Origin of the sequence: uncultured Phycicoccus sp. (genome assembly GCF_947495705.1) — a bacterium.
Classification (GTDB): Bacteria; Actinomycetota; Actinomycetes; order Actinomycetales; family Dermatophilaceae; genus Phycicoccus.
Map to the genome: position 1 here is coordinate 55,181 of NZ_CANLZR010000006.1, position 26,497 is coordinate 81,677.

Genomic DNA, 26,497 nt, shown 5'->3' on the forward strand with positions numbered 1-26,497 from the left:
GCGGCGACCGGTGCGTCAGGACGTCGCGAGGTGGTCCCGGAAGCGGCAGATGGCCGCGAACTCGGGGGCCTCGAGGGAGGCGCCGCCGACGAGCGCTCCGTCGACGTCCTCCTTGGCCATGATCGCCGCGATGTTGCCGGACTTCACCGAGCCCCCGTAGAGGACGCGGATGCCGTCGGCGACGTCGCCGCTGTACAGCTCGGCGAGCCGGGTCCGGATGGCGGCGCACACCTCCTGGGCGTCCTCGGGCGTGGCGACCTCGCCGGTGCCGATCGCCCAGACGGGCTCGTACGCGACGACGATGCTCTTGGCCTGCTCGGCGGTGATGCCCTGGAGCCCGGCCTCGACCTGGGCGAGCACGTGCTCGACGTGGGTGCCGGCCTGGCGGATCTCGAGGCCCTCGCCGACGCAGAAGATCGGGGTGAGGCCGTGCCGGTACGCGGCCTGGAGCTTGGCGTTGACGACCGCGTCGTCCTCGGCGTGGTACTCGCGCCGCTCGCTGTGGCCCACGGTGACGTAGGTGCATCCGAGCTTGGCGAGGAAGGCCCCGCTGATCTCGCCGGTGTAGGCGCCGGAGTCGTGCACGGAGAGGTCCTGCGCCCCGTGCTTGAGCTCGAGGCGGTCCCCGTCGATGAGGGTCTGGACGCTGCGGATGTCGGTGAACGGCGGCAGGACGGCGACCTCGACGGCGCCGAAGTCGTGCTTGCCGTCGCGCAGGGTCCAGTCGAGCTTCTGCACGAGGTGGGTGGCCTGGAGGTGGTCCAGGTTCATCTTCCAGTTCCCCGCCATGAGGGGGGTGCGGCCGGTGGCCATGGGTCAGTTCTCCTTCGTGAGGATCGCGATACCGGGGAGCTCCTTGCCCTCGAGGTACTCGAGGGAGGCGCCACCGCCGGTGGAGATGTGGCCGAACTGCTCGTCGGTGAAGCCGAGCTGCCGGACGGCGGCAGCGGAGTCGCCACCGCCGACGACGGTGAGCGCGCCGCGGCTCGTCGCGTCGACGAGGGCCTGGGCCACGGCCTGGGTGCCGGCCGCGAACGGCGCCATCTCGAACGCACCCATCGGGCCGTTCCAGAACACCGTCTCGGCGTCGGCGAGCTTGGCGGCGTAGATCTCGGCCGAGCGGGGGCCGATGTCCAGGCCCATCGTGTCGGCCGGGATGGCACCCGCGTCGACGGTGGCGGTCTCGGTGTCCGCCGAGAAGTCCTTCCCGACGACGATGTCGACGGGGAGGATGATCTCGACGCCCTGGGCCTCGGCACGCTCGAGGTAGCCCGCGCACGCGTCGAGGCTGTCGGCGTCGTACAGGCTCTTGCCGATCTCGTGGCCCTGCGCGGCGAGGAACGTGAAGACCATCCCGCCGCCGATGAGAAGGCGGTCGGCGGTGCCCATGAGGTTGTCGATGACGGCGAGCTTGTCGGCCACCTTCGCGCCCCCGAGCACGACGGCGTACGGGCGGGCGGGGTCCTCGGTGAGGCGCTCGAGCACCTCGACCTCGTCCCGGACCAGCCCGCCCATCGCCGCCGGCAGCCGGGTCGCGACGTCGTAGACCGACGCCTGCTTGCGGTGCACGACCCCGAAACCGTCGGACACGTAGGCGTCCGCGAGCGAGGCCAGCGCGTCGGCGAACTCGGCGCGGTCGCCCTCGGCCTTGGCGGTCTCCCCCGCGTTGAAGCGGAGGTTCTCGAGAAGGACGACGTCGCCGTCGGCCATCGCGTCGACCGCCGCCCGGGCGGACGGCCCGACGGTGTCGTCGGCGAAGGTCACCGGCCGGTCGAGGAGCTCGGCGAGCCGCCCGGCGACCGGCCGGAGGCTGTACTTCGGCTCCGGCTCGCCCTTGGGCCGCCCGAGGTGGGCGCACACGATGACGCGTGCGCCCGCCTCGGAGAGCTCGGCGATGGTCGGGGCCGACGCCCGGATGCGGCCGTCGTCGGTGATCGTCGTGCCGTCGAGGGGCACGTTGAGGTCTGACCGGACGAGGACGCGCTTGCCGCGCAGGTCGCCCAGTGCGGCGATGTCAGCCATGGGTCGGTCGGCCCCGGCCGTCAGAGGCTCTTGCCGACGAGCGCGACGAGGTCGATGAGGCGGTTGGAGTAGCCCCACTCGTTGTCGTACCAGCCGACGACCTTGACCTGGTTGCCGATGACCTTGGTGAGGCCGGAGTCGAAGATGCACGAGCTCGGGTCGGTGACGATGTCGGCGGAGACGATCGGGTCCTCGGTGTACTTGAGGAAGCCCTTGAGCGGACCCTCGGCCGCGGCCTTGACGATGGCGTTGACCTCCTCGACGGTGGTCTCGCGCCCGGCCTCGAAGGTGAGGTCGGTGGCCGACCCGGTGGGGGTGGGCACGCGCAGCGCGTAGCCGTCGAGCTTGCCCTTGAGCTCGGGCATGACCAGGCCGATCGCCTTGGCCGCACCGGTGCTCGTCGGGATGATCGACAGCGCGGCGGCGCGGGCCCGGCGGAGGTCCCGGTGCGGGCCGTCGAGCAGGTTCTGGTCCGAGGTGTAGGCGTGGATCGTGGTCATGAGACCACGGACGATGCCCAGCTCGTCGTGCAGCGCCTTCGCCATCGGCGCGAGGCAGTTGGTGGTGCACGACGCGTTCGAGATGACGTGGTGGTTGTCCGGGTCGTAGTCGGCGTGGTTGACGCCCATGACGAAGGTGGCGTCCTCGTTGGAGCCCGGCGCCGAGATGATGACCTTCTTGGCGCCACCGTCGATGTGCGCGCGGGCCTTCGTGGCGTCGGTGAAGATGCCTGTGGCCTCCACGACGATGTCGGCGCCCGCGTCGCCCCAGGCGATGTCGGCGGGGTTGCGCTCGGCGAAGATCCGGATCGTCGTGTCGCCGACGGTGATGGAGTCGTCGGTGTAGGACACGTCGTCGGGGAGCACACCGAGGACGGAGTCGTACTTGAGGAGGTGCGCGATGGTCTTGTTGTCCATCAGGTCGTTGGCGGCGACGATCTCGATGTCGGCGCCGGAGGCCTGCACGGCGCGGAAGAAGTTGCGCCCGATGCGGCCGAAGCCGTTGATCCCTACGCGAACGGTCACTGTGACTTGCCTTCCAGGGGTCGGAGTGCCGCGGCTGAGGCGCGGCATCGTGGTCCGCCTCACACCCTAGACCCCGTGCCCGAGGGTCGATCAACCGTCCGGAGTACGGGCGGGTAACCGCTGTCAGCCGTCGAGCATGTCGGCCGTCAGCCCGGCCTCGGTGTTCGGGATGCCGTCGTCGTCGGCCTTCTTGTCGGCCATCGCGAGCAGTCGGCGGATGCGCCCGGCGACGGCGTCCTTGGTCATCGGCGGGCTCGCCAGCTGGCCGAGCTCCTCGAGGGAGGCCTGCTTGTGCTGGAGCCGCAGCTCGCCGGCCTCGCGCAGGTGGTCCGGGACGTCCTCGGCGAGGATCTCGAGCGCCCGCTCGACGCGGGCCCCGGCGGCGACGGCGGCACGCGCCGACCGGCGCAGGTTGGCGTCATCGAAGTTGGCGAGCCGGTTGGCCGTGGCACGGACCTCGCGGCGGATGCGGCGCTCCTCCCAGGCGAGGACGGCGTCGTGGGCTCCGAGACGGGTGAGCATCGCCCCGATCGCGTCGCCGTCGCGGATGACGACGCGGTCGACGCCACGCACCTCGCGGGCCTTGGACTGGATCCCCATCCGGCGGGCCGCGCCGACGAGCGCGAGTGCCGCCTCCGGGCCCGGGCAGGTGACCTCGAGCGCCGACGAACGGCCCGGCTCGGTGAGCGACCCGTGGGCGAGGAACGCGCCGCGCCAGGCCGCCTCGGCGTCGCACACCGACCCGCTGACCACCTTCGCGGGCAGGCCGCGCACGGGACGGCCACGGCTGTCGATGAGCCCGGTCTGCCGCGCGAGGGCCTCGCCGTCGTTGACGACGCGCACGACGTACCGGCTCCCCTTGCGCAACCCGCCGGCCGCCAGGACGAGGACCTCCGGAGTGTGCCCGTACACCTCGGTGAGCTCGCGCCGCAGCCGGCGAGCCGCGTTCGCGGTGTCGAGCTCGGCTTCGACGACGATGCGCCCACCGATGATGTGCAACCCCCCGGCGAACCGCAGCATCGCGGCCACCTCTGCCTTGCGGCAACAGGGCTTGGTCACGACGTGCCTGCTCAGCTCGTCCTTCACCTTCGCCGTCATCGCCATGTTCGTCATCCTGCCACGCGTCAGCGGCCCGGACGCGGGCTGTACAGGATGTCCCGCAGCGCCGCGGCGTATCGGAGGGCGTCGTGCTCGCCGCGGTGGTCGCGGCGGGCGACCGGGACGACGTGCAGGGCCGCCCCGAGGCGCGCCGCCTGCTCCGCGAGGGCCGGGCCGTCGTCGATGGCCTCGGGGTCGGCGAGTACGGCGTCCAGCCGCAGCCCCGGCGCCATCGCCGCGAAAGTCTCGAGGTGCCGGGCGGCCCCGAACCCCTCGGTCTCACCGGACGCCGGGTCGAGGTTGAGCACGAGGAGCCGACGGGCCCGGGTCACCTCGAGGGCCTCGCGGACCTCCGGGACGAGCAGGTGCGTGGTCACCGACGTGAACCACGAGCCCGGCCCGAGGATCACCCAGTCGGCGGACCGGATGGCCGCCACCGACTCGGGGTACGCCGGCGGGTCGGCGGGGTCGAGCCGGACCTCCTCGACGGTGCCGGGGGTGCGGGCGACCTGGGCCTGGCCGCGCACGACGGTGCGGGCGGCCGGGTCGGCGGGGTCGAGCCCGCTCACCTCCGCTTCGATGACGAGCGGGACCGCCGCGGCCGGCAGCACCCGCCCCTGCGCCTGCAGCAGACGCCCGACGAGGTCGAGCCCGGCGACGGGGTCGTCGTGCAGCTCCCACAGGGCGACGATGAGGAGGTTGCCCAGGGCGTGGCCGCCGAGCGGGCCGTCCCCTGCGAACCGGTGCTGCAGGACGTCGCGCCAGGTGTGGCCCCACTCGCTGTCGCTGCACAGCGCGGCGAGGGCCATCCGCAGGTCACCGGGCGGCAGGACGCCGAACTCCTCGCGCAGCCGCCCGCTGGACCCCCCGTCGTCGGCGACGGTGACGACCGCGGTGACGTCGTCGGTGACGAACCGCAGCGCGGTCAGTGTCGCGGCCAGCCCGTGCCCACCGCCGAGGGCGGTGACGACGGGGCCGCTCACTCGCGCCCCAGGTCCCGGTGGACGACGAAGGTGGCCGTGTCGTCGTCCGCGAGCCGTGCCGACAGGGCCTGTGCGACGGCCACCGACCGGTGCTTGCCGCCGGTGCACCCGACGGCGATCGTGGCGTACCGGCGCCCCTCGCGGCGGTACCCCGCCGTGACCGGCTCCATGACGCTGACCACCCGGTCGAGAAAGGACCCGGCGCCCTCCTGGGCGAGGACGAACTCGGAGACGGGCGCGTCGACCCCGGTGAGCGAGCGCAGCTCGGGCACCCAGAACGGGTTGGGCAGGAAGCGCATGTCGAAGACGAAGTCGGCGTCGAGGGGGACGCCGTACTTGAAGCCGAACGACATGACCGCCAGACGGAGGCTGGGGCCACCCGCGACCCCGACGATCGGGGTGAGCTTGCGCCCGAGCTGGTGGACGTTCAGGCCTGAGGTGTCAATGACGACGTGCGCGTCGGCGCGGAGGTCGCCGAGCACCTCGCGTTCGGCCTGGATCCCGTCGAGCAGCCGCCCCTCGCCCTGGAGCGGGTGCGGGCGGCGGACGCTCTCGAAGCGGCGCACGAGGGCCTCGTCGGTGGCGTCGAGGAACATCAGCTGGGGCCGCCAGCCGTGCTCACGCACCGCGGCCAGCCCCTCCTGCAGCTCGCTGCTGAACGGGCGGGTCCGCACGTCGACGACCGCCGCGATCCGCAGGTCACGGTGGCCGTCGTCGCGGGCCTGCGTCGCGAGCACGCCCATGGCGGGGATGAGCTGTGGGGGGAGGTTGTCGACGACGTACCAGCCGTGGTCCTCGAGCACGTTCGCCGCGGTGGAGCGGCCCGCGCCGCTCATCCCCGTGACGACGAGGAAGTCCGCCCGGTCCTCCGGCTCCGCCGGTGCCTCAGCCACTGCTGCTCCTTCAGTCCTCGATGACCTCGCCGGTGGCGGGGTCGACCGCCGGGGTCCCGGTGTCGGTCGACCCCAACTCTGCCGCAACCACGCCTGCGAGCGCAGGCCCGATGCCCGGAACGTCCGCCAGCTCCTCCACGGAGGCGGCCCGGATGCGCTTGACCGACCCGAACCGGGCGAGCAGCGCCTTGCGGCGCTTCTCGCCGAGTCCCGGGATCGCGTCGAGGGCGCTCGAGGTCATGGCCTTGGACCGCCGCTGGCGGTGGAAGGTGATCGCGAACCGGTGCGCCTCGTCGCGGAGGCGCTGGAGCAGGTAGAGGCCTTCGCTCGTGCGGGGCAGGACCATCGGGTGCTGGTCCCCCGGCACCCAGACCTCCTCGAGGCGCTTGGCGAGTCCGACGACGGCCACGTCGACGACCCCGGCGTCCTCGAGGGCACGGGCTGCGGCGTTGACCTGGGGCAGGCCACCGTCGACGACGACGAGGTTGGGCCGGTAGGCGAACCGCGCCGGGCGGTCGCGGCCTTCGGCGACCTCCTGCTCGTGCTCCTCGGCCTCCTTGCGGCCGCGACGGAACCGGCGGGTGAGCACCTCGTGCATCGCGGCGGTGTCGTCGGTGGCGCCGGTCTCGTCGCCGCGGACGATGAAGCGCCGGTACTCGGACTTGCGCGGCAGGCCGTCCTCGAAGACGACCATCGAGCCGACGACCTGGGTGCCCTGGACGTGGCTGATGTCGAAGCACTCGATGCGCAGCGGGGCGTCCTCGAGGTCGAGCGCCTCCTGGAGCTGCTGCAGGGCCTGGCTCCGGTTGGTGAGGTCGCCCGCGCGGGTCACCTTGTGGCGGGCCAGGCTCTGGGTGGCGTTGCGGGCGACGGTCTCCATGAGGGCGCGCTTGTCGCCACGCTGCGGTACCCGGACCGCGACCCGGCCGCCCCGGATGCCGGTGAGCCAGGCCGACAGGGCGTCGGCGTCGTCGGGCAGCACCGGGACGAGCACCTCGCGCGGGACGCCCTCGCTGGACTCGCCGCCGTAGACCTGCTGCAGCAGGTGCTCGACGACCTCGGGGGTGGTCTCGGCGGCGCGCTCGGCCACCCACCCGCGCTGGCCGCGCACCCGGCCGCCCCGGACGTGGAAGAGCTGGACGGCGACCTCGAGCTCGTCCTCGGCGAGGCCGAACACGTCGGCGTCGGTGGCGTCCGGGAGGACGACGGCCGACTTCTCGAGCACCTTCTCGAGGGCGCCGATGTCGTCGCGGATCCGGGCCGCCCGCTCGAAGTCGAGCTCGCCGGCGGCCTCCTTCATCTCGCGCGTCATCCGGGACAGGAACCGCCCGCTGTTGCCGGCCATGAAGTCGCAGAAGTCCTCGGCGATCTCGCGGTGGCGCGCGGCATCGACCCGCTCGACGCACGGGGCGCTGCACTTGTCGATGTAGCCGAGCAGGCACGGCCGCCCGACCTGGCCGGCCCGCTTGAACACGCCCGCCGAGCAGGTCCGCATCGGGAAGACCCGCATCGCGAGGTCGAGCGTCTCGCGGATCGCCCAGGCGTGGGCGTAGGGCCCGAAGTACCGGGTGCCCTTCTTCTTCGAGCCCCGCATGACCATCGCCCGGGGGAACTCCTCCCCCATCGTCACCGCGAGGTAGGGGTAGGACTTGTCGTCGCGGTACTTGACGTTGAAGCGGGGGTCGAACTCCTTGATCCAGGCGTACTCGAGCTGGAGGGCCTCGACCTCGGTGCCGACCACGGTCCACTCGACGCTGGCGCCGGTGCGCACCATCGACGCCGTGCGGTGGTGGAGCGCGGAGATGTCCTGGAAGTAGGACGACAGCCGTGAGCGGAGGTTCTTGGCCTTGCCGACGTAGATGACCCGCCCGTCGACGTCGCGGAACCGGTAGACACCCGGGTCGGTGGGGATCTCGCCCGGACGGGGGCGGTACGTCGACGGGTCGGCCACCCGCCAACCCTAAGCCGCTCCCCCGACAGGCGGGCCCGTCACCCCGCCGCGTCCCGCATCGCCGGCGAGACGTAGATCGTCGTGACGCGAACCCCGTCGAGCCACGCTGTGAGCCGCTCGGCCTCGGCGTCGAGGGCTCGGCGTCCGGCGGCCGGCACGTCGTCGAGCAGACCGAGCCGCACCGAGGCGTCCTCGGCCTGCGCCCAGCAGCCGACGACCCGCCCGTCCCACCACGCCGTGGTCCCCGCGTTGCCCACGGTGTCGACGAGCGCCGGGCCGTGGTCGCCCAGGTAGAAGCCCCGCCCGCGCCAGCCCATCACCGTGGGGTCGAGGGTCGGCAGCAGGGCCGCCCACGGGTCGGGCGGCTCGACGGGCTCGAGGTCGTCGGGCAGCAGCCAGCCCACCACGGCGGAGCCGTCGAGCGAGACCGGGACGACCCCGAGGTCCGCGAGGGCCCCACGCACGGTCCCGAGCGTGCCGCCGAGCCACCACCGCAGGTCGTCCTCGGTACCGGGGCCGAACGCGTGGAGCCACCGGCGGACGACCTCGGCGTGGGCCGCCCGCGGCTCGAGCGGCTCCGGCCGCTCGCCGAGCCAGGACTCCACCGTGGCGTACCGCGGCCTGGAGAGTCGCCAGTGCCCGGCGTTGCCGGCCCGGACCGCCCGCCCCTGGGCGGTGAGCACCCACAGCACCTGGGGCACGACGGGGACGCTCGCCCCCCACCGCGTGCCCGGGGAGCGGTCGATGGTCACGTCGAGGTCGGGGACGGCCTCGCGGACCTCGGGTGCGGTCAGCTCGCCCTCGCCGAGAGCCTCGAGCACCGTGGCCCGGGCCTCCTCGAGCCAGCGGGCGCCGTCCTGGGCCACCCCGGAGCGCTCGACGTCGCGAGCGATCCGGGCCGAGAGGCTCGTCGCGACCCGCGCCGCCGGCCCCCCGAGCATCGCCGGCAGGAGCGTCCGCGGCACCGCGAAGAGGGTCTGCCGCATGGCCGTCTGCTTGACGAGGTCGCGGTCGACGTACAGCGCGTTCTCGACGCCGGCGACGTCGCTACCGGGCACGCGGGCCAGGACCCCGAGGTGCACGGTGGCCGGCTCGGTCGCGTGCAGGCCGGCGAGGGCGTCGGCGGCGGCCACCGCGTCCGGGAAGCCGCAGCCGGCAGCGAGTCCCTGGCGGCGCGCCAGCCGGGCCCGCCGCTCGTCGTCGTCGACGTGGCGGACCGGCGTCGGCTGCTCGCGACTCAGGAGACGGAGAGGCCGTCGCCGCTGACGGTGACGGACTTCTCGGGGAGCGGCTTGGTCGCCGGGCCCTGGACGACGGCGCCGCTCGTGATGTCGAACTGGCTCCCGTGGCACGGGCACGAGATGACGCCGTTCTCGACCCCACCGACCTGACAGCCCTGGTGGGTGCACACCGACGAGAAGGCCTTGTACTGGCCTTCCGTCGGCTGCGTGACGACCGTCTGGATGCTCTCGAACACCCGCCCGCCGCCGACCGGGACGTCCGCGGCGGCGATGGCCTCGGCCGCGGCCGAGCTGGCCGCCCCCGCCACCGAGTCGGCCGCCTCCTCGACGTCCCCGGAGCCACAGCCGGCCAGCGCGCCCGCGCCGACGACGGCCGCTCCGACACCTCCGGCCGCCCGGAAGGTCTGGCGCCGGCTCACGCAGGCGCACTCGTGCTCGTGGGTCGGAACGTGCTCGGTACTCATGGGTTCGCCCTCTCCGTGGGTGGCCGGTCCCCCAGTATCACGCCGCCGGCTGGGAGACGGCCGCGCAGACGCGGACTCGGTCGAACGTCCACCAGGCTCCGCACGGCCAGGTAACAACTCGGCACCACTGTCCCGTCAATGCTCGGTTCTGGGCCCCCCGTGTGGATACATTCCTCCTGCTCGCCCTCGCGAGCCGGAGCAGATCTGCTCCAGATCCAGATACATACAGGAGGAAACGTGCCTCAGCGTTCCGTGGTTGCCGTTGGCGCCTCGCTCCTCGTGGCCTCGCTCGCGCTCGCTGGTTGCGGCACGCGCGGTGGCGACGACGGCGGGGAAACCGGTGGCGGTTCCAGCGACAACAAGGTCGCCAAGATCGGCGTCATCTCGCCGCTCTCGGGTGACCTGTCCGCGCTCGGCAAGGGCATCGAGCACTCGGTGGACCTCGCCATCAAGCAGGCGAACGAGTCCGGCGCCATCCCCGGCTGGACCCTCGAGCTCGCTGCCGAGGACGACCAGGCCTCCCCCGACGTGGGCAAGAACGCCGCGACGAAGCTGGCCTCGGACCCCGAGGTCGTCGGTGTCGTCGGCACCCTCAACTCCTCGGTCGCCCAGACGGTGCAGCCGGTCCTCGCGTCGGCCAACATCACGATGGTCTCCCCGGCCAACACGAACCCGGCCCTCACCCAGGGCGCGGACTTCGCGACCGCTCCGGAGCGTGCGTACCCGAACTACTTCCGCACCTGCACCACCGACTCGATCCAGGGCCCCTTCGCGGCGCGTTACCTGTACGAGAAGGCGGGCGTCAAGGAGGTCGCGACGGTCCACGACAAGAAGACCTACGGCCAGGGCCTCGTCGACGCGTTCACCGAGGAGTACAAGAAGCTCGGTGGCACGGTCGTCGCGACCGAGACGATCAACCCCGACGACGACAAGTACGACGCCGTCGTCAGCAAGATCAAGCCGAAGAACCCGGGCGCCGTCTACTACGGCGGTGAGTACCCGCAGGCCGGTCCGTTCTCGCAGCAGATGAAGGCGGCCGGGCTCAACGTCCCGCTCATGGGTGGCGACGGCATCTACTCGGGCGAGTTCATCAAGCTGGCGGGCTCCACCGCCGACGGTGACCTCAGCACCGCCATCGGCGCCCCGACCGACACCCTCGCCTCGGCGAAGGACTTCGTCGCGGCGTACGACGCAGCCGGCTACTCCGAGAAGTACGAGGCCTACGGTGCCTACGCGTACGACGCGGCGACGGCGATCATCGAGGCCCTCAAGGTCTCGCTCAAGGACGCCGAGTCGGCCGAGGCCGCCCGTCAGGGCACCATCGACGCCATGAGCAACGTCGCGTTCGACGGCGTCACCGGCAAGGTGGCCTTCGACGAGTACGGCGACACGACCTCGCGCGTCCTCACCGTCTACGAGGTGGACGGCGACGCGTGGACCGCGGTCAACACGGAGGAGTTCAAGTAAACCTCCCCGTGACGGCTCAGCCGTGACACCCGACGGCGGGGGTGGTCTTCCCGACCACCCCCGCTGTCGATGCCCGCCACCGACAGTGCGCCCCGCCCCCTCCGAGGCGGGTCCCGAGTGGCGTGCCGTGGGGCCACACCCCACCCGCTACAGTCCCCCCAGCCAGCAAGCACGTCACCATCGGGAGTTCGTGTGGACGCCTTTGCCCAGCAGCTCGTCAACGGGTTGACCCTCGGGTCGTTGTACGCGCTCATCGCGGTCGGTTACACCGTGGTCTACGGCATCATCCAGCTCATCAACTTCGCCCACGGCGAGATCTTCATGATCGGCGCGTTCGGCGCCCTCTCGACCTGGATCGTCCTGTTCAAGGGCCAGACGGCCCTGTGGATGCTGCCCGTCATGATCGTCGGCGCGATCGCGGCGTCGGTCGTCACCGCGGTGATCATGGAACGCGCCGCCTACCGGCCGCTGCGGGGCGCTCCCCGCCTCGCGCCGCTCATCACCGCGATCGGCATCTCGGTGTTCCTCCAGGAGGGCGTCCGGCTCCTGTACGGCAAGGTCCCCGGCTTCCCGGACGCCAAGCAGAAGGTCCCCTTCCCGGTCATCGACGGGATCACCGGCCAGTCCTGGAACCCCGGCAACATCGTCATCCAGCGCGCGGCGGCGTTCACGATCCTCGCGCTCGTCGTGTGCGCCATCGGGCTGTGGATCTTCGTCAACCGGACCAAGACCGGCCGCGCCATGCAGGCCGTCTCGCAGGACCCCGACACCGCGCGGCTCATGGGCATCAACGTCAACCGGATCATCGTCGTCGCCTTCATCATCGGGGCGACCCTCGCGGCCATCGCCGGCGTCGCCCAGGGGCTCCAGGTGACCAACATCAACTTCAAGATGGGCTTCCTCGCGGGCCTCAAGGCCTTCACGGCGGCGGTCCTCGGCGGCATCGGCAACGTCTGGGGCGCCGTGCTCGGCGGTCTCACCCTCGGGATCGTGGAGTCGATGGCCGTCCAGTTCGTCCCCGGCACGTTCGGCGGCAGCCCGTGGAAGGACGTCTGGGCGTTCGCCATCCTCATCCTCGTGCTCGTCTTCCGACCACAAGGACTCCTCGGCGCGAAGGTGGTGGACCGGGCATGAGCACCGTCCTCGAACACGGAAACGACTCGCGGGTCGACGGGATCCGCAACCGGCTGGCTCCGCGCGCGGCCGGGCTCGCCCTGGCCGGCGGTGTCGTCCTGCTGCTCAGCGGCCTGCTGTCCTGGTCCTACGACGACCGCATCCTCGGCGACATCAGCATCCGCTTCTACCCGGCGGGCATCCAGGTCTACGTCATGGTGCTCGGCGCGGTCGCCATCGCCCTGGCGGTGCTCCTGTTCCGTCGCCCGGGCTGGCTCGACCCCGGCCGGGGACTCAAGGCGATCGGCCTCGGGTCGCTCGTCTTCGTCGCCGGTGCGCTGCTCGCCATCACCGTCCAGGCCGGTGGCCTGGTCAATGTCAACGAGGGCGCCTGGGTGGCGCTCGTCGGCGCGCTCCTGGTCCTCGCCGGCGGCGGCCTGGCTGCGGAGGTCGACCTCGACGTCCGCACCTGGCCGCGCCTGAAGAGCTCCTACGAGATCCTCATCATCGTGCTGGCGCTGGCCATGCTGCTCTTCGTCACCGCGTACACCCTCGACGTCGAGAACTCGGCGACCTTCGGGACGCTCCTGGTCACCATCCTCACGGTGACGGTCGGGTTGCTCATGGCGGGCCTCGGTGAGTACATCGGCTTCATCGGCCAGAACAACCGGCGCCCGCTCGTGCTCTCGGCGTTCCTCGTCGCCTTCCTCTTCCCGTTCACCCAGGGCGGCTCGAACGCGAACATGTCGATCGCGACCCAGATCCTCATCTTCGCGGCGACGGCTCTCGGCCTGAACATCGTCGTCGGCCTCGCCGGCCTGCTCGACCTCGGCTACATCGCCTTTCTCGGCACCGGCGCCTACGTCGGCGCGATGCTGTCGGAGTCGACGTTCGCGACGATCGGCTGGAAGCCCCCGTTCTTCGTCGTCATGCTCTGCGGCATGGCCGTCGCCGCGGTCTTCGGCCTCATCATCGGCTCCCCCACGCTGCGGGTCTCCGGCGACTACCTCGCCATCGTCACCCTGGGCTTCGGCGAGATCTTCCGGCTCGCCATGTTCAACCTCGACGGCAACAACGGCCCGGACCTCACCAACGGCCCCAACGGCATCCCCGGCATCCCGGACCTCAACTTCTTCGGGTTCGACTTCGGCGAGACGCACACCGTCGCCGGCATCCCGCTGGGCCGCTTCAGCAACTACTACTTCCTGCTCCTGCTCCTCGTCGCGCTCGTCATCCTCGTCTTCTCGCGGCTCAACGACAGCCGGATCGGACGGGGCTGGGTCGCGATCCGCGAGGACGAGCGGGCCGCCGAGGCGATGGGCGTCAACGTCTTCGGCCTCAAGCTGCTCGCGTTCGCGGTCGGCGCCTCGCTCGCCGGCCTGGCGGGCACCATCAAGGCGCACCAGGACACGTCGGTGACGCCGGACCAGTACATCTTCCTCGAGTCCGCGTTCCTGCTCGCCGCCGTCGTCCTCGGCGGCATGGGCACGGTCGCCGGGGTCCTCGTCGGCGCGACGATCCTCAAGCTCCTCCCCGAGAAGCTGCGCGAGGTCAACGACTACCGGCTCTTCAGCTTCGGTCTGCTCCTCGTCCTCATGATGCGGTTCCGTCCGGAGGGCCTCGTGCCGAGCAAGCGTCGCCAGCTGGAGTTCCACGAGGACGACGAGCATCTCGTCGAGCTCGCCCAGACCGAGCACCTGGAGGAGTCCAAGTGACCGTCACCGAGTCCCCGCAGTCGTCCGCGCACCACATCGGCGACAAGGTCGTCCTCGAGGCGAACGACGTCACGATGCGCTTCGGCGGCCTCACCGCCGTCGACTCCGTGAGCATGACCGTCCACGAGGGCGAGATCGTCGGCCTCATCGGGCCCAACGGCGCCGGGAAGACGACGTTCTTCAACTGCCTCACCGGGCTGTACATCCCCACCGAGGGCAAGGTCACGCTCAACGGCGCCACCCTGCCGCCGAAGCCGCTCAAGGTGGTGCGCGCCGGCATGGCGCGCACGTTCCAGAACATCCGGCTCTTCAACAACATGACCGCCCTCGAGAACGTCATGGTCGGCCGCTACTGCCGGACGTCGTCGATGGCGCTCACCTCGATCCTGCGAGGGCCGAAGTTCCGGCGCGAGGAGGCCGAGACCCGGGAGCGGGCCCAGGAGCTGCTCGACTACGTCGGCCTCGGCTCGGCGACCGAGATCCTCGCGCGCAACCTGCCCTACGGCGACCAGCGCCGGCTCGAGATCGCCCGGGCGATCGCCACCGACCCGCAGATCCTGCTCCTCGACGAGCCGACCGCGGGCATGAACCCGCGCGAGACCGAGGAGACGATGCACCTGATCTTCAAGATCAGGGAGAGCGGCCTGGCCGTCGTCGTCATCGAGCACGACATGCGGTTCATCTTCAACCTGTGCGACCGGGTGCTCTGCCTCGTCCAGGGCGAGGTCCTCATCGAGGGCAGCCCCGGCGAGGTCCAGTCCGACCCCCGGGTGATCGAGGCCTACATCGGCGGCGACGCCGAGGACGACGAGGAGGAGGAGAACGCGTGAGCGCCATGCTGGAGGTCAAGGACCTCGTCGTCTCCTACGGCAAGATCAAGGCCGTCAAGGGGATCAGCTTCTCGGTCGAGGAGGGCGAGGTCGTCACGCTCATCGGCACCAACGGTGCGGGCAAGACGACGACGCTGCGGACGATCTCGGGGCTGCTGCGGCCCGTCTCGGGCTCGATCACCTTCAAGGGCCAAGACCTCACGAAGGTGCAGGCCCACGACATCGTCCAGCTCGGCCTGGCGCACTCCCCCGAGGGGCGGCGCATCTTCCCGAAGCTCACGGTGGAGGAGAACCTCAACCTCGGTGCGTTCGCGCGCCGCGACAAGGGCATCCGCGCCGACCTCGAGGCCGCCTTCGACCTCTTCCCGATCCTGCGTGAACGCCGCTCGCAGCCGGCCGGCACGTTCTCGGGCGGCGAGCAGCAGATGCTGGCCATGGGCCGGGCGATGATGAGCCGCCCCAAGATGCTCATGCTCGACGAGCCGTCGATGGGCCTGTCCCCGATCATGATGAAGCGGATCATGACGACCGTCACGACGCTGCAGCAGCAGGGGACGACCATCCTGCTCGTCGAGCAGAACGCCCAGGCCGCGCTGAAGCGGGCGAACAAGGGCTACGTGCTCGAGGTGGGCTCGATCGTGCTGTCGGGCTCGGGCCGCGAGCTGCTCGAGAGCGACGACGTCCGCAAGGCCTACCTCGGCGAGGACTGAGGCGGGGGCCGGGTCCCCCGCCTCGCGTGGGACCCGGCCTCAGCCGGCCTTGCGGGTGGCGGCACCCTTGCCGCGGGTCGGCTCGCGCCGTGCCGGTGCTCCCTTGGCCGCGGTCTTCTTCGTGGCGGTCTTCTTGACCGCCCCTGCACCGCGCCTCGGCTCCGTCGTGCGCGCGGTGCGGGCCAGGACCGGTGCGAGGAACCGGCCCGTGTGGGAGTCCTCGCGGGCGGCGATCTGCTCGGGGGTGCCTTGTGCCACGACCCGGCCGCCGCCGCTGCCGCCCTCGGGGCCGAGGTCGACGACCCAGTCGGCGTTCTTGACGACGTCGAGGTTGTGCTCGATGACGATGACGGTGTTGCCCTTGTCGACGAGGCCCTGGAGGACCCCGAGGAGCTTGCGGATGTCCTCGAAGTGCAGGCCGGTCGTCGGCTCGTCGAGGACGTAGACGGTGCGGCCGGTGGACCTCTTCTGCAGCTCGGAGGCGAGCTTGACGCGCTGCGCCTCGCCGCCGGAGAGCGTCGGCGCCGGCTGGCCGAGGCGGACGTACCCGAGGCCGACGTCGTTGAGCGTCTTCATGTGCCGGGCGATGGCCGGGACGGCGGCGAAGAAGTCGGCGGCCTCCTCGATGGGCATGTCGAGGACGTCCGCGATGGTCTTGCCCTTGAAGTGCACCTCGAGGGTCTCGCGGTTGTACCGGGCGCCGTGGCACACCTCGCACGGCACGTACACGTCGGGCAGGAAGTTCATCTCGATCTTGATCGTCCCGTCGCCCGAGCACGCGTCGCAGCGGCCGCCCTTGACGTTGAACGAGAAGCGCCCGGGCTGGTAGCCGCGGATCTTCGCCTCCTCGGTCGTGGCGAAGAGCTTGCGGACGTGGTCGAACACCCCGGTGTAGGTGGCCGGGTTGGAGCGGGGCGTGCGGCCGATGGGGCTCTGGTCGACGTGGACGACCTTGTCGAGCTGGTCGAGCCCGGTGACGGTCTTGTGCCGGCCGGGGACGTGCCGGGCACCGTTGAGCTTGTTGGCGAGGACGTTGTAGAGGATGTCGTTGACCAGCGTCGACTTGCCGGAGCCGGAGACCCCGGTGACGGCCACGAGGTTGCCGAGCGGGAAGCCGACGGTGACCTTGTCGAGGTTGTGCTCGGTGGCCCCGACGACGGTGACCTCGCGGCCCTTCTCCTGGGGCCGGCGGACCGACGGCGTGGGGATCTCACGGCGGCCGGAGAGGTACTTGCCGGTGAGCGAGTCGGGGTGGGTCAGGAGGTCGGCCACGGTGCCCGCGTGCACGACCTGGCCCCCGTGCTCGCCCGCACCGGGACCGATGTCGACGACCCAGTCGGCGGTGGCGATGGTGTCTTCGTCGTGCTCGACGACGATGAGGGTGTTGCCGAGGTCGCGGAGCCGGGTGAGGGTCTCGATGAGGCGGTGGTTGTCGCGCTGGTGCAGCCCGATGCTCGGCTCGTCGAGGACGTAGAGGACGCCGACGAGCCCGGACCCGATCTGGGTCGCGAGCCGGATCCGCTGCGCCTCACCGCCGGAGAGCGTGCCGGCGGGACGGTCGAGGCTGAGGTAGTCGAGGCCGACGTCGAGGAGGAAGCCGAGCCGGGCGTCGATCTCCTTGATGACCCGCGCCGCGATCTGCCGCTCCCGGTCGGTGAAGTCGACGGTCGCGAAGAACTCCGCCGCGTCGGCGATAGCCAGGCCGGAGACCTCGGCGATCGACCGGCCCCCGACGAGCACGGCGAGCGACTCCGGCTTGAGCCGGGCCCCCTGGCACGTCGGGCACGGCACCTCGCGCATGTACCCCTCGTAGCGCTCCCGGCTCCAGTCGGAGTCGGTCTCGGAGTGCCGCCGCTTGACGAACGGGACGGCCCCCTCGAACCCCGTGGAGTAGGACCGCTCCCGCCCGAACCGGTTGCGGTACCGCACGTGCACCTTGTGGTTCTTGCCGTGGAGCAGCGACTCCTGGACCCGCTTGGGCAGCGAGCGCCAGGGCTTGTCCATCGAGAACGCCATCTCGTCGGCGAGGGCCGTCATGACGCGCTGGAAGTAGTCGGCCGCGCCCGAGGCGGTGGCCCACGGGGCGATCGCGCCCTGGGCGAGGCTGAGGTCCTCGTCGGGGACGATGAGCTCTGGGTCGACCTCGAGCTCGGTCCCGATCCCGGTGCACTCGGGGCAGGCGCCGAACGGGCTGTTGAAGGAGAACGAGCGCGGCTCGACCTCGTCCATCGACAGCGGATGGTCGTTGGGGCAGGCCATCTTCTCGCTGAAGCGCCGCTCGCGCTCGGGGTCGTCGGCGTCCCGGTCGACGAAGTCGACGACGACGACTCCCCCCGCGAGGCCGAGCGCGGTCTCGACGGAGTCGGTGAGCCGGCGCTTGGCCGAGGTGTCGGCGGCGCCCTTGGCGACGAGCCGGTCGACGATGACGTCGATGGTGTGCTTGACCTGCTTCTCGAGCTTCGGCGGGTCGGCCAGCGAGACGACCTCGCCGTCGACGCGGGCCCGGGAGAAGCCCTTGGTCTGGAGCTCGGCGAAGAGGTCGACGTACTCCCCCTTGCGGGCCCGCACGACGGGGGCGAGCAGCTGGAAGCGGGTGCGGTCGGGCAGCTCGAGCAGGCGGTCGACGATCTGCTGCGGGCTCTGCCGGGTGATGGGCTCACCGCACACGGGGCAGTGCGGCCGCCCGGCCCGGGCGAACAGCAACCGCAGGTAGTCGTAGACCTCGGTGATGGTGCCGACGGTCGAGCGCGGGTTGCGGTTGGTGGACTTCTGGTCGATGGACACCGCGGGCGACAGGCCCTCGATGAAGTCGACGTCGGGCTTGTCCATCTGGCCGAGGAACTGCCGCGCGTAGGCCGACAGCGACTCGACATAGCGGCGCTGACCCTCGGCGAAGATCGTGTCGAAGGCCAGCGAGGACTTGCCGGAACCCGAGAGGCCGGTGAAGACGACGAGGGCGTCGCGCGGAAGCTCGACGCTGACATCCTTGAGGTTGTGCTCTCGGGCACCACGGACGACGAGGTGGTCATGACTCACCCGGGCAATGCTAGGCGGAGACACCGACAGGGCCGTCCACGGAGGTGCGCCGTCTAGGGTCGGGGAGGTGAGCACCCCCATCGCGGACTACGCCCTGCTCGGTGACACCGAGCGCGCCGCCCTGGTCAGCCGGGCCGGTTCTGTCGACTGGCTCTGCCTGCCCCGGTTCGACTCCCCCGCCTGTTTCGCGGCGATCCTCGGCACCGAGGAGCACGGGCGGTGGCTCCTCGGCCCGGCCGGTGAGGCCCGCTCGACCCGCGCCTACCGGGAGAACAGCTTCGTCCTCGACACCGTCCACGAGACGGCGTCCGGGCGGGTCCGGGTCACCGACCTCATGCCCTTCGACGACGACCGGGCCGACCTCGTGCGGGTCGTGGAGGGGCTCGACGGGGAGGTCGAGATGGTCCACGAGTGGGTGGTGCGGACCGGCTACGGGAAGATCCTGCCCTGGGTGTCGCGCATCGAGGACGCCCAGGGCACGACCGTCATCCGCGCCATCGCAGGACCCGACCTGCTCGTCCTGCGGGGCGACCGGCTGCCCGAGCCCGAGGACCACCACCACCGGGACCGCTTCACCGTCCGCGCCGGCGAGCGGCTCCGGTTCTCGATGACCCGCGTCCCCTCGTGGTGCGACGTCCCGGAGGCCCTCGACGTGGACCCGCGGATCGAGGACACCGTGCGCCGGTTCGACGACTGGGCCTCCCGGCACGGGCACGACGGGCCCTACCGCGACGCGGTGACGCGCTCCCTCCTCGTCCTGCGGCTCCTCACCGACGAGGTGCGCGGCGGGATCGTCGCGGCCCCGACGACCAGCCTTCCCGAGGACATCGGCGGGGAGCGCAACTGGGACTACCGGTACTGCTGGCTGCGCGACGCCTCCCTCACCCTCGAGGCCTTCCTCGGCTGCGGGTACGTCGAGGAGACCAGGCTGTGGCGCGACTGGCTGGTGCGCGCCGTCGCCGGCGACCCGGCCGACCTGCAGATCATGTACGCGGTCGACGGCTCCCGCGACCTCCCCGAGCGCGAGCTCGACCATCTGCCGGGCTACGAGGGGTCCCGCCCGGTCCGGATCGGCAACGGCGCCGTCGACCAGCGCCAGAGCGACGTGCTCGGGGAGGTGATGATCGCGCTCGACCGCGCCCGCACCGCCGGCCTCAGCGAGTCCCACGAGACGTGGGAGGTCCAGCGCCTCCTCGTCGACGACCTCGCCGGCCACTGGGACCAGGCCGACCACGGGCTGTGGGAGATCCGCGGGCCGGCCCGTCACTTCACCCACTCCCGGGTCATGGTGTGGGCGGCCTTCGACCGGGCCATCCGGGCCGTGGAGGACCACGGTCACGACGGCGACGTCGACCGTTGGCGCGAGCTGCGGGACCGGGTGCACGCCGAGGTGTGCGAGCGCGGCTACGACGCCGCCCGCAACACCTTCACCCAGCACTACGACACCCACGAGCTCGACGCCTCGCTGCTCCTCATCCCCACGGTCGGGTTCCTCCCCGGCGACGACCCGCGGGTGCAGGGCACCATCAAGGCCGTCGAGGAGGACCTCCTCAAGGACGGCTTCCTCCGGCGCTACCGCACCGAGAGCGGCGTCGACGGGCTCGACGGCGAGGAGAACCCGTTCCTCGCGTGCTCCTTCTGGCTGGCGGAGTCCTACGCGCGGTGCGGCCGCCTCGACGACGCGCACGCGATGATGCAGCGGGTCATCGCCGTCTCGAACGACCTCGGGCTGCTCAGCGAGGAGTACGACCCGCACACCGAGCGGCTCGTCGGCAACTTCCCCCAGGCGTTCTCGCATCTCGCGCTCGTGCAGGCGGCGGACGCGATCGAGGAGGCCGACCGGGTCCGCGCCGCGGAGTAGCGTCGGACCATGGCCTCCTCCGAGCCGGACCTGCTCGCCCTCCTCGACCGCCACACCGAGCTGCTGGACCGTACGGTGGCCGGCCTCGACGACCTCGGCGCGCCGAGCCTGTGCGCCGGGTGGACCCGCGGCCACGTCGTGACCCACCTCGCCCGCAACGCCGAGGCGATCGGCCGGCTCGTCCGGGCCGCGGTCGACGGGACCGGCGACACGATGTACGCCTCCTCGGCCGACCGTGACGCCGAGATCGAGGCCGGTGCCGGGCGGGACCTGGAGAGCCAGCGCGAGGACCTCCTGCGCACCGCGGCCGCGGTGCGCGCGGACCTGGGACGGCTGCGACCCGAGCATGCGGGCCGGCTCCTCGAACGCACCCCCGGGGTGGTCCTCGTGGCCTCCGAGGACCTCCCGTACATGCGGCTGCGCGAGGTCGTCATCCACCACGTCGACCTCGATGCCGGGTTCGGGTTCGCCGACCTCGAGCCCGAGCTGCTGGCCCTCCTCATCGACCGGAAGGTCGGCCTGCTCCGGCGGGACGACGACGTGCCCGACATGACCCTGCGGTCGGCCGAGGGCGACGAGTGGTCGCTCGGTGCCGGCACCGTCGAGGTGCGGGGCAGCCGGGCGGGGCTGCTCGCCTGGCTGACCCGCGGGCACACGGCCGGGGTGACCGCCGACCCGCTCCCCCACCTCCAGCAGGTGGGCTGATGGCGTACACCGGCGACGTCACCCCGGGCGGGCCCAGCGACGTGCGGGAGCTCGGGGCGGCCACGATCCGCAAGATGTCGGTGTCCGAGATGCACAACAACGTGTACCTCGTCACCTGCACCGCCACCGGCCAGCAGCTGCTCGTCGACGCCGCCGACGACCCCGCCCGCTGCCTCGCCCTCGTCGCCGAGGGCACCGGCCGGCTCGACCACCTCGTCACGACACATCAGCACTGGGACCACGTGCGCGCCCTCGAGGCGGTCGCGCGTGCCACCGGGGCCCGGACCTACGCCGGGGCCGACGACGCCGACGCGCTGCCGCTCGCCCCGGACGTCCGCCTCCGCCACGGCGACACGCTGCGGGTCGGGGACCTCGTGCTCGACGTCGTCCACCTGCGTGGCCACACCCCGGGCTCGGTGGCGCTCGCGTGGGGCGACCCCGACGGGGTGACCCACCTGTTCACCGGGGACTCGCTCTTCCCCGGCGGGGTGGGCAACACCGCGGACCCGGGCCAGAGCTTCGAGTCCCTGTACGCCGACGTCGTCGAGCGGGTCTTCGGCGTGTACGCAGACGACACCTGGTTCTATCCGGGCCACGGCGGCGACTCGACCCTCGGCGCCGAGCGGCCCCACCTCCAGGAGTGGCGCGAGCGCGGCTGGTGACCGACCGCGGACGATTCCCCGTGCAGGGAAGGCCGTGACTAGCCTGACCCGGTGACCACCGCCGCCGACCGCGTGCCCGCGCCGCTGCTGGTCCTCGGGGGGATCATCTCGGTCCAGTTCGGGGGCGCGCTCGCGCAGACCCTCGTGCCCGTCATCGGCGCCGGCGGCTCGGTCGTCATGCGGCTCCTCTTCGCGACCACCCTCCTGCTCCTCGTGGTCCGGCCCCGCTGGCGTGGCCACTCCCGCCGGGCCTGGGTGACCGTCGGGGCGTTCGGTGTCGCCCTGGGCCTGATGAACTTCGCGTTCTACGGCTCCCTCGCCTACCTGCCGATCGGCGTGGCGGTGACGATCGAGTTCATCGGGCCGCTCGCGCTCGCCGCGGCACTGTCCCGGCGCCTCGTCGACGGGCTCGCGGTGCTCGCGGCGGCGGCCGGGGTCGTCCTCATCTCCGAGGCGCTGCACGTGCCGTTCGCCGACCTCGAGTGGGCCGGCATCCTGCTCGCCCTGACCGCCGGGGCGTTCTGGGCCGCCTACATCGTCCTGTCGGGCCGGACCGGCGCCGAGTTCCCCAAGCTCGAGGGTCTCGCCCTGGCGATGGTGGTCGCCACCGTCGTCACCCTGCCGTTCGGCGTCGCGAGCATCCCGCAGTGGGACAGCGCCATCCTCGCCAAGGGCCTCGGTATCGCGGTGCTGTCCTCGGTGCTGCCCTACTCGCTCGAGCTGCTCGCGCTGCGCCGGCTCCGGGCTCAGGTCTTCGGGATCCTGCTCAGCGTGGAGCCCGCCTTCGCGGCCCTCGCCGGGCTCATCGTGCTCGGTCAGCGCCTCGCGCCCAGCCAGCTCGCGGGGATGGCCCTGGTCGTCGCGGCCTCGGCGCTGATCCTGGGGGTGGGTGCACGCAAGGACCCCGCTCAGTCGGCGGCCACCTGAGCCGGGTCAGCGGTTGACGAGGTCCGGGTTGCGCCGGGTCGCCCACAGGCTGGCCACGGTGGTCACCCCGAGGATGACGACGATGGCGCCGAGCGAGATCGAGATCGGCACCTCCGGGACCGGGACGTTGTCGCCGCCGTTGATGAACGGCAGCTCGTTCTCGTGGAGGGCGTGCAGGATCAGCTTGACCCCGATGAAGCCGAGCAGCACGGCGAGCCCGATGTTGAGGTAGATGAGCTTGCGCAGCAGCCCACCGATGAGGAAGTACAGCTGCCGGAGCCCCATCAGGGCGAAGAGGTTGGCGACGAGCACGATGTAGGGCTCACGGGTCAGCCCGTAGATGGCGGGGATCGAGTCGAGGGCGAAGAGCAGGTCGGTGGTGCCGAGCGCCAGGATCACGAAGAAGAGCGGCGTCGCGACCCGGGCGCCGTTGACGTGCGTGAAGAGCTTGGTCCCCACGTACTCCGGGGTGGTCCGGAACCGCGAGGCGACGAAGCGCATGAAGCGGTTCCCCTCGTACTCCTCGTCGCTGGTCTCGCCCTCGCCCGCGAGCTTGACCGCCGTGTACACCAGGAACGCACCGAAGACGTAGAAGACCCAGCTGAAGTTGTTGATGGCGGCCGCGCCCACCGCGATGAAGATGCCGCGCAGGACGATGGCGATGACGATCCCGACCATGAGGGCGAACTGCTGGTACTTCTCGGGCACCGAGAAGCTCGCCATGATGAGGATGAAGATGAACAGGTTGTCGACCGACAGCGAGTACTCGGTGAGCCAGCCGGCGAAGAACTCCCCGGCGAGCTGGGCGCCGGCGAAGTACCACATCCCGATGCCGAACAGCACGGCCGCGCCGACGTACCCCGACAGAGCGATGGTCAGCTCGCGGGTGGAGGGCCGGTGCGGGCGACGCGCGATGACGGCGACGTCGAAGACCAGGACCGCCGTCGCCAGCCCGATGGTGACCCACCACACCCACGGCTCGAGGTCGAGGGAGGGCGTCGCGGCGGAGAGGGTCGCTGGCAGCACCGCGTCAGCCTAGCCGGGCGCGGACGCCCCGGCGCGCACTGCGACGCCCCTCCTACCCTGGTGCCATGGCGAGCATGCTCGAAGACCTGTCCCTGCTCACGAGCCTGCACCGCCAGGTCGTCGAGGAGTCCGGGCGCGGTGACCTCCTGGAGGTCACCGACGCGCTGGAGCGACGCTGCCGAGGCGAGGAGGACGGCGACCCGGCCGCGCTCGTCGCGGCCCTCGACCCCGACACGACGGCGCGCGTCGCCCGGCTCATCACCGTGCACCTCCACCTGACCAACCTCGCCGAGGAGCGGCAGCGCGCCCGGTCGCTGCGCCGCGAGGACGGCGAGTACGGCGGCGGCGCCGAGACCGGGGACATCGGCCCGGCCGTCGCGGCCGCCGGCCCCGACGCCCGGGAGCGGATGGAGCGCATGCGCATCCACCCCGTCCTCACCGCGCACCCCACCGAGGCCCGGCGGCGGGCCGTCGCCTCCGCGCTGCGGCGGATCGCCGAGCACCTCGACAGCCACGACGACCCGGGCTCCGGCCCGTCCGAGCGCGGTCGGGCGCGGCGCCGGATGCTCGAGGACATCGACATCCTCCAGCGCACCTCGACGCTGCGGATCACCCGCCCGACCCCCGCGGACGAGGTCAAGACCGTCCTCACCGTGTTCCGGCAGTCCCTCGTCCACGCCGTCCCGCGGTTCCAGCGGGCCGTCGAGGCCGCCTTCGGTGACGACGTCCGGCCCACCCGTACCCCCCTGCCGCCCATCGTGCGCTTCGGCTCGTGGGTCGGCGGCGACCGCGACGGCAACCCGTTCGTCACCGCCGAGGTGACCCGGGAGACGGTGCGCGCCCACGCCGACCAGGCCCTGGAGGTGCTGCACGACGCCGTCGACCGCGTCGCCCGGATGATCACCGTCGACGAGGAGTCCACGCCCCCCACCGCCGCGCTGCGGGACGCGCTCGCGAACGACGCCGCGGCCCACCCGAGGCTCCTCGCGGAGGTGACCAAGGACTCCCCCAACGAGCCGCACCGGCAGAAGCTGCTCGTCGTCGCGGCACGGCTCGCGGCCACCCGCGAGGAGCGGGCTGGCTCCGCGTACGCCGACCCCGAGGAGGCCCTGGCGGACCTGCGCCTCGTGCAGCACTCCCTCGTGACCGCCGGCGACGCCCGGACGGCCCACGGCGAGCTGCAGGACGTCGTGTGGATGGTGCAGACCTTCGGCTTCCACCTCGCCGAGCTCGAGGTCCGCCAGCACTCGGCGGTCCACCGCGCCGCCCTCACCGAGGCGCTCGGCCTGCTGCCCGAGGCGGTCCGGCCCGCTGACCCCGCCGCCGCCGCCACCGACCCCGCCGTGCTCGACCGGCTCGCCGTGGACGGGTGGCCCGAGCTCGTCGGGACCCCCGGGGATCGCACCCGCGAGGTGCTCGACACCCTGCGTGTCATGGCCTGGCTCCAGCAGCGGTGGGGGCGCAGCAGCTGCGGCCGGTACGTCGTGTCGTTCAGCCAGTCCGCAGCCGACCTCGTCACCGTGCGGGCACTCGCCCGGCTCGCCGTCGGCGACCGGCCGCTCGCTCTCGACGTCGTACCGCTCTTCGAGACCGGCGCCGACCTCGACGCGGCCGACCGCATCCTCCAGGAGTGGGTCACGCTGCCCTCGACCACGACCTGGCTGGCGCGCGTCGACCGCCGGGTCGAGGTGATGCTCGGCTACTCGGACTCGGCCAAGGACGTGGGCCCGGCCTCGGCGACCATCGCGCTGCACCGCGCCCAGGTCGGACTCGTCACCTGGGCCGCGCGGCACGGCGTGCAGCTGACGCTCTTCCACGGCCGCGGCGGCTCGCTCGGCCGGGGCGGCGGCCCGCTGCACCGGGCGATCGCCGCCCAGCCGACGGGGTCGGTCGACGGGCGCTTCAAGGTGACCGAGCAGGGCGAGGTGATCTTCGCGCGGTACGCCGACATCCGGATCGCCGAGCAGCACCTGGAACGGGTCGCCTCGGCGGTGCTGCTCACCGACTCACCGGCCCACGCCCAGGCCCGGGACGAGGCCTTCGACCGGTTCGCCGAGGTGGGGAAGGTCGTCGACGTGGCGAGCCGCCGTGCCTTCCGAGCCCTCGTCGAGGAGCCGGGGTTCGCCGACTTCTTCGCGATGTCGAGCCCGCTGGACCTCCTCGCCGACCTCCGGCTGGGGTCCCGGCCGTCACGCCGCAGCGGGACGGAGTCGGGGCGCAGCCTCGACGACCTGCGGGCCATCCCGTGGGTCTTCGCATGGTCGATGACCCGGGTCAACCTCCCCGGCTGGTACGGCCTCGGCAGTGGGCTGGCGGCCCTGGAGAACCTCGACGCGGCGCGGGCGGCCTACCGCGAGTGGCCGGTGTTCGGGGCCCTCGTCGACGTCGCGGAGATGAGCCTGGCCAAGACCGACGACGACCTCGCAGCGCAGTTCCTCGCGCTCGGCGGCCGGCCGGACCTCGCCGAGCGGGTCCTCGCCGAGCTGGCGCTGACCCGCCGGATGGTGCTGGAGCTGCTCGACCAGGACGAGATGCTCGCGCACAAGCCCCACCTGTACACCGCCGTCGGGCTGCGCCGGCCCTTCGTCGACATGCTGAGCCACCTGCTGCTCCGGGGCCTGACTGAAGTGCGCGCGCCCGGCGACCCCGACCACGCCACCGGGTCGGACGCCCCGAACGGTGCGGAGTGGAACCGGCCGCTGCTCCTGACCATCAACGGCCTGGCCGCCGGGCTCCAGAACACCGGGTGAGGGCCGCCGATCGCCGCG

General features: G+C 72.0%; 21 protein-coding genes. 10 read left to right on the top strand and 11 right to left on the bottom strand.

The window, feature by feature from the left end; genetic code table 11:
* Positions 1-15 precede the first annotated feature (15 nt).
* The 9 genes from tpiA to Q0963_RS10235 form a co-directional block, all read right to left on the bottom strand.
* Positions 16-813, bottom strand: coding sequence for a triose-phosphate isomerase (gene tpiA / locus Q0963_RS10195; protein WP_299445356.1), 798 nt, complete (start codon positions 811-813; stop codon positions 16-18).
* A gap of 3 nt (positions 814-816) precedes the next feature.
* Positions 817-2,022, bottom strand: coding sequence for a phosphoglycerate kinase (gene pgk / locus Q0963_RS10200; protein ID WP_299445358.1), 1,206 nt, complete (start codon positions 2,020-2,022; stop codon positions 817-819).
* Positions 2,023-2,042: 20 nt separating this feature from the next.
* Complete coding sequence (gene gap, locus Q0963_RS10205; RefSeq protein WP_299445360.1) at positions 2,043-3,047, bottom strand: type I glyceraldehyde-3-phosphate dehydrogenase; 1,005 nt, start codon at positions 3,045-3,047, stop codon at positions 2,043-2,045.
* 123 nt (positions 3,048-3,170) lie between these two features.
* Positions 3,171-4,151, bottom strand: coding sequence for a DNA-binding protein WhiA (whiA, locus tag Q0963_RS10210; protein WP_299445362.1), 981 nt, complete (start codon positions 4,149-4,151; stop codon positions 3,171-3,173).
* 20 nt (positions 4,152-4,171) lie between these two features.
* The gene (gene yvcK, locus Q0963_RS10215; protein ID WP_299445364.1) at positions 4,172-5,128 is read right to left on the bottom strand and encodes a uridine diphosphate-N-acetylglucosamine-binding protein YvcK; all 957 of its coding nucleotides are present in this window, start codon (positions 5,126-5,128) and stop codon (positions 4,172-4,174) included.
* Complete coding sequence (gene rapZ, locus Q0963_RS10220; RefSeq protein ID WP_299445604.1) at positions 5,125-5,964, bottom strand: RNase adapter RapZ; 840 nt, start codon at positions 5,962-5,964, stop codon at positions 5,125-5,127. The genes yvcK and rapZ overlap by 4 nt, the downstream gene beginning before the upstream one ends.
* A gap of 67 nt (positions 5,965-6,031) precedes the next feature.
* Positions 6,032-7,972 (bottom strand): excinuclease ABC subunit UvrC, encoded by a 1,941-nt coding sequence (gene uvrC / locus Q0963_RS10225; protein ID WP_299445366.1) that lies wholly within the window; start codon positions 7,970-7,972, stop codon positions 6,032-6,034.
* 38 nt (positions 7,973-8,010) lie between these two features.
* On the bottom strand, positions 8,011-9,105 hold the full coding sequence (locus tag Q0963_RS10230) for a winged helix DNA-binding domain-containing protein (RefSeq protein ID WP_299445368.1): 1,095 nt from the start codon (positions 9,103-9,105) through the stop codon (positions 8,011-8,013).
* 104 nt (positions 9,106-9,209) lie between these two features.
* A complete protein-coding gene (locus tag Q0963_RS10235; protein WP_299445370.1) occupies positions 9,210-9,677 on the bottom strand; it encodes a Rieske (2Fe-2S) protein in 468 nt (155 codons plus the stop codon).
* A gap of 237 nt (positions 9,678-9,914) precedes the next feature.
* On the opposite strand from Q0963_RS10235, the gene Q0963_RS10240 reads away from it, so the two are divergent.
* The 5 genes from Q0963_RS10240 (at position 9,915) to Q0963_RS10260 (ending at position 15,512) form a co-directional block, all read left to right on the top strand.
* Complete coding sequence (locus Q0963_RS10240; protein WP_299445372.1) at positions 9,915-11,144, top strand: branched-chain amino acid ABC transporter substrate-binding protein; 1,230 nt, start codon at positions 9,915-9,917, stop codon at positions 11,142-11,144.
* Positions 11,145-11,336: 192 nt separating this feature from the next.
* On the top strand, positions 11,337-12,278 hold the full coding sequence (locus Q0963_RS10245; RefSeq protein WP_299445374.1) for a branched-chain amino acid ABC transporter permease: 942 nt from the start codon (positions 11,337-11,339) through the stop codon (positions 12,276-12,278).
* The gene (locus tag Q0963_RS10250) at positions 12,275-13,972 is read left to right on the top strand and encodes a branched-chain amino acid ABC transporter permease (RefSeq protein WP_299445376.1); all 1,698 of its coding nucleotides are present in this window, start codon (positions 12,275-12,277) and stop codon (positions 13,970-13,972) included. The genes Q0963_RS10245 and Q0963_RS10250 overlap by 4 nt, the downstream gene beginning before the upstream one ends.
* Positions 13,969-14,802, top strand: coding sequence for an ABC transporter ATP-binding protein (locus tag Q0963_RS10255; RefSeq protein WP_299445378.1), 834 nt, complete (start codon positions 13,969-13,971; stop codon positions 14,800-14,802). Before Q0963_RS10250 ends, Q0963_RS10255 begins: the two co-directional genes overlap by 4 nt.
* On the top strand, positions 14,799-15,512 hold the full coding sequence (locus Q0963_RS10260) for an ABC transporter ATP-binding protein (protein WP_299445380.1): 714 nt from the start codon (positions 14,799-14,801) through the stop codon (positions 15,510-15,512). The genes Q0963_RS10255 and Q0963_RS10260 overlap by 4 nt, the downstream gene beginning before the upstream one ends.
* A 39-nt stretch (positions 15,513-15,551) precedes the next feature.
* Here Q0963_RS10260 and uvrA read toward each other — a convergent pair whose 3' ends face one another.
* Positions 15,552-18,629: an excinuclease ABC subunit UvrA gene (gene uvrA / locus Q0963_RS10265; protein WP_299445382.1), complete on the bottom strand. Its 3,078-nt coding sequence runs from the start codon at positions 18,627-18,629 to the stop codon at positions 15,552-15,554.
* Here uvrA and Q0963_RS10270 point away from each other — a divergent pair.
* Genes Q0963_RS10270 through Q0963_RS10285 form a run of 4 tightly spaced genes read left to right on the top strand, consistent with a single transcriptional unit; the run spans position 18,616 to position 22,703 of the window.
* Positions 18,616-20,409 carry a glycoside hydrolase family 15 protein gene (locus Q0963_RS10270; RefSeq protein WP_299445384.1) on the top strand — a complete coding sequence of 598 codons (1,794 nt, stop codon included), beginning with the start codon at positions 18,616-18,618 and terminating at the stop codon, positions 20,407-20,409. The genes uvrA and Q0963_RS10270 overlap by 14 nt on opposite strands.
* Before the next feature lie 9 nt (positions 20,410-20,418).
* Complete coding sequence (locus Q0963_RS10275; protein ID WP_299445386.1) at positions 20,419-21,114, top strand: maleylpyruvate isomerase family mycothiol-dependent enzyme; 696 nt, start codon at positions 20,419-20,421, stop codon at positions 21,112-21,114.
* Positions 21,114-21,776 (top strand): MBL fold metallo-hydrolase, encoded by a 663-nt coding sequence (locus Q0963_RS10280; RefSeq protein WP_299445388.1) that lies wholly within the window; start codon positions 21,114-21,116, stop codon positions 21,774-21,776. The genes Q0963_RS10275 and Q0963_RS10280 overlap by 1 nt, the downstream gene beginning before the upstream one ends.
* Positions 21,777-21,827: 51 nt before the next feature.
* Entirely contained in the window at positions 21,828-22,703 is an 876-nt protein-coding gene (locus tag Q0963_RS10285) for a DMT family transporter (RefSeq protein ID WP_299445390.1), read from the top strand.
* A gap of 6 nt (positions 22,704-22,709) precedes the next feature.
* Here the strand turns inward: Q0963_RS10285 and Q0963_RS10290 are convergent, their stop codons facing one another.
* Positions 22,710-23,729, bottom strand: coding sequence for a TerC family protein (locus Q0963_RS10290; RefSeq protein ID WP_299445392.1), 1,020 nt, complete (start codon positions 23,727-23,729; stop codon positions 22,710-22,712).
* 65 nt (positions 23,730-23,794) lie between these two features.
* Between Q0963_RS10290 and Q0963_RS10295 the strand changes: the two genes are divergently transcribed.
* Complete coding sequence (locus Q0963_RS10295) at positions 23,795-26,479, top strand: phosphoenolpyruvate carboxylase (protein ID WP_299445394.1); 2,685 nt, start codon at positions 23,795-23,797, stop codon at positions 26,477-26,479.
* Positions 26,480-26,497 lie beyond the last annotated feature (18 nt).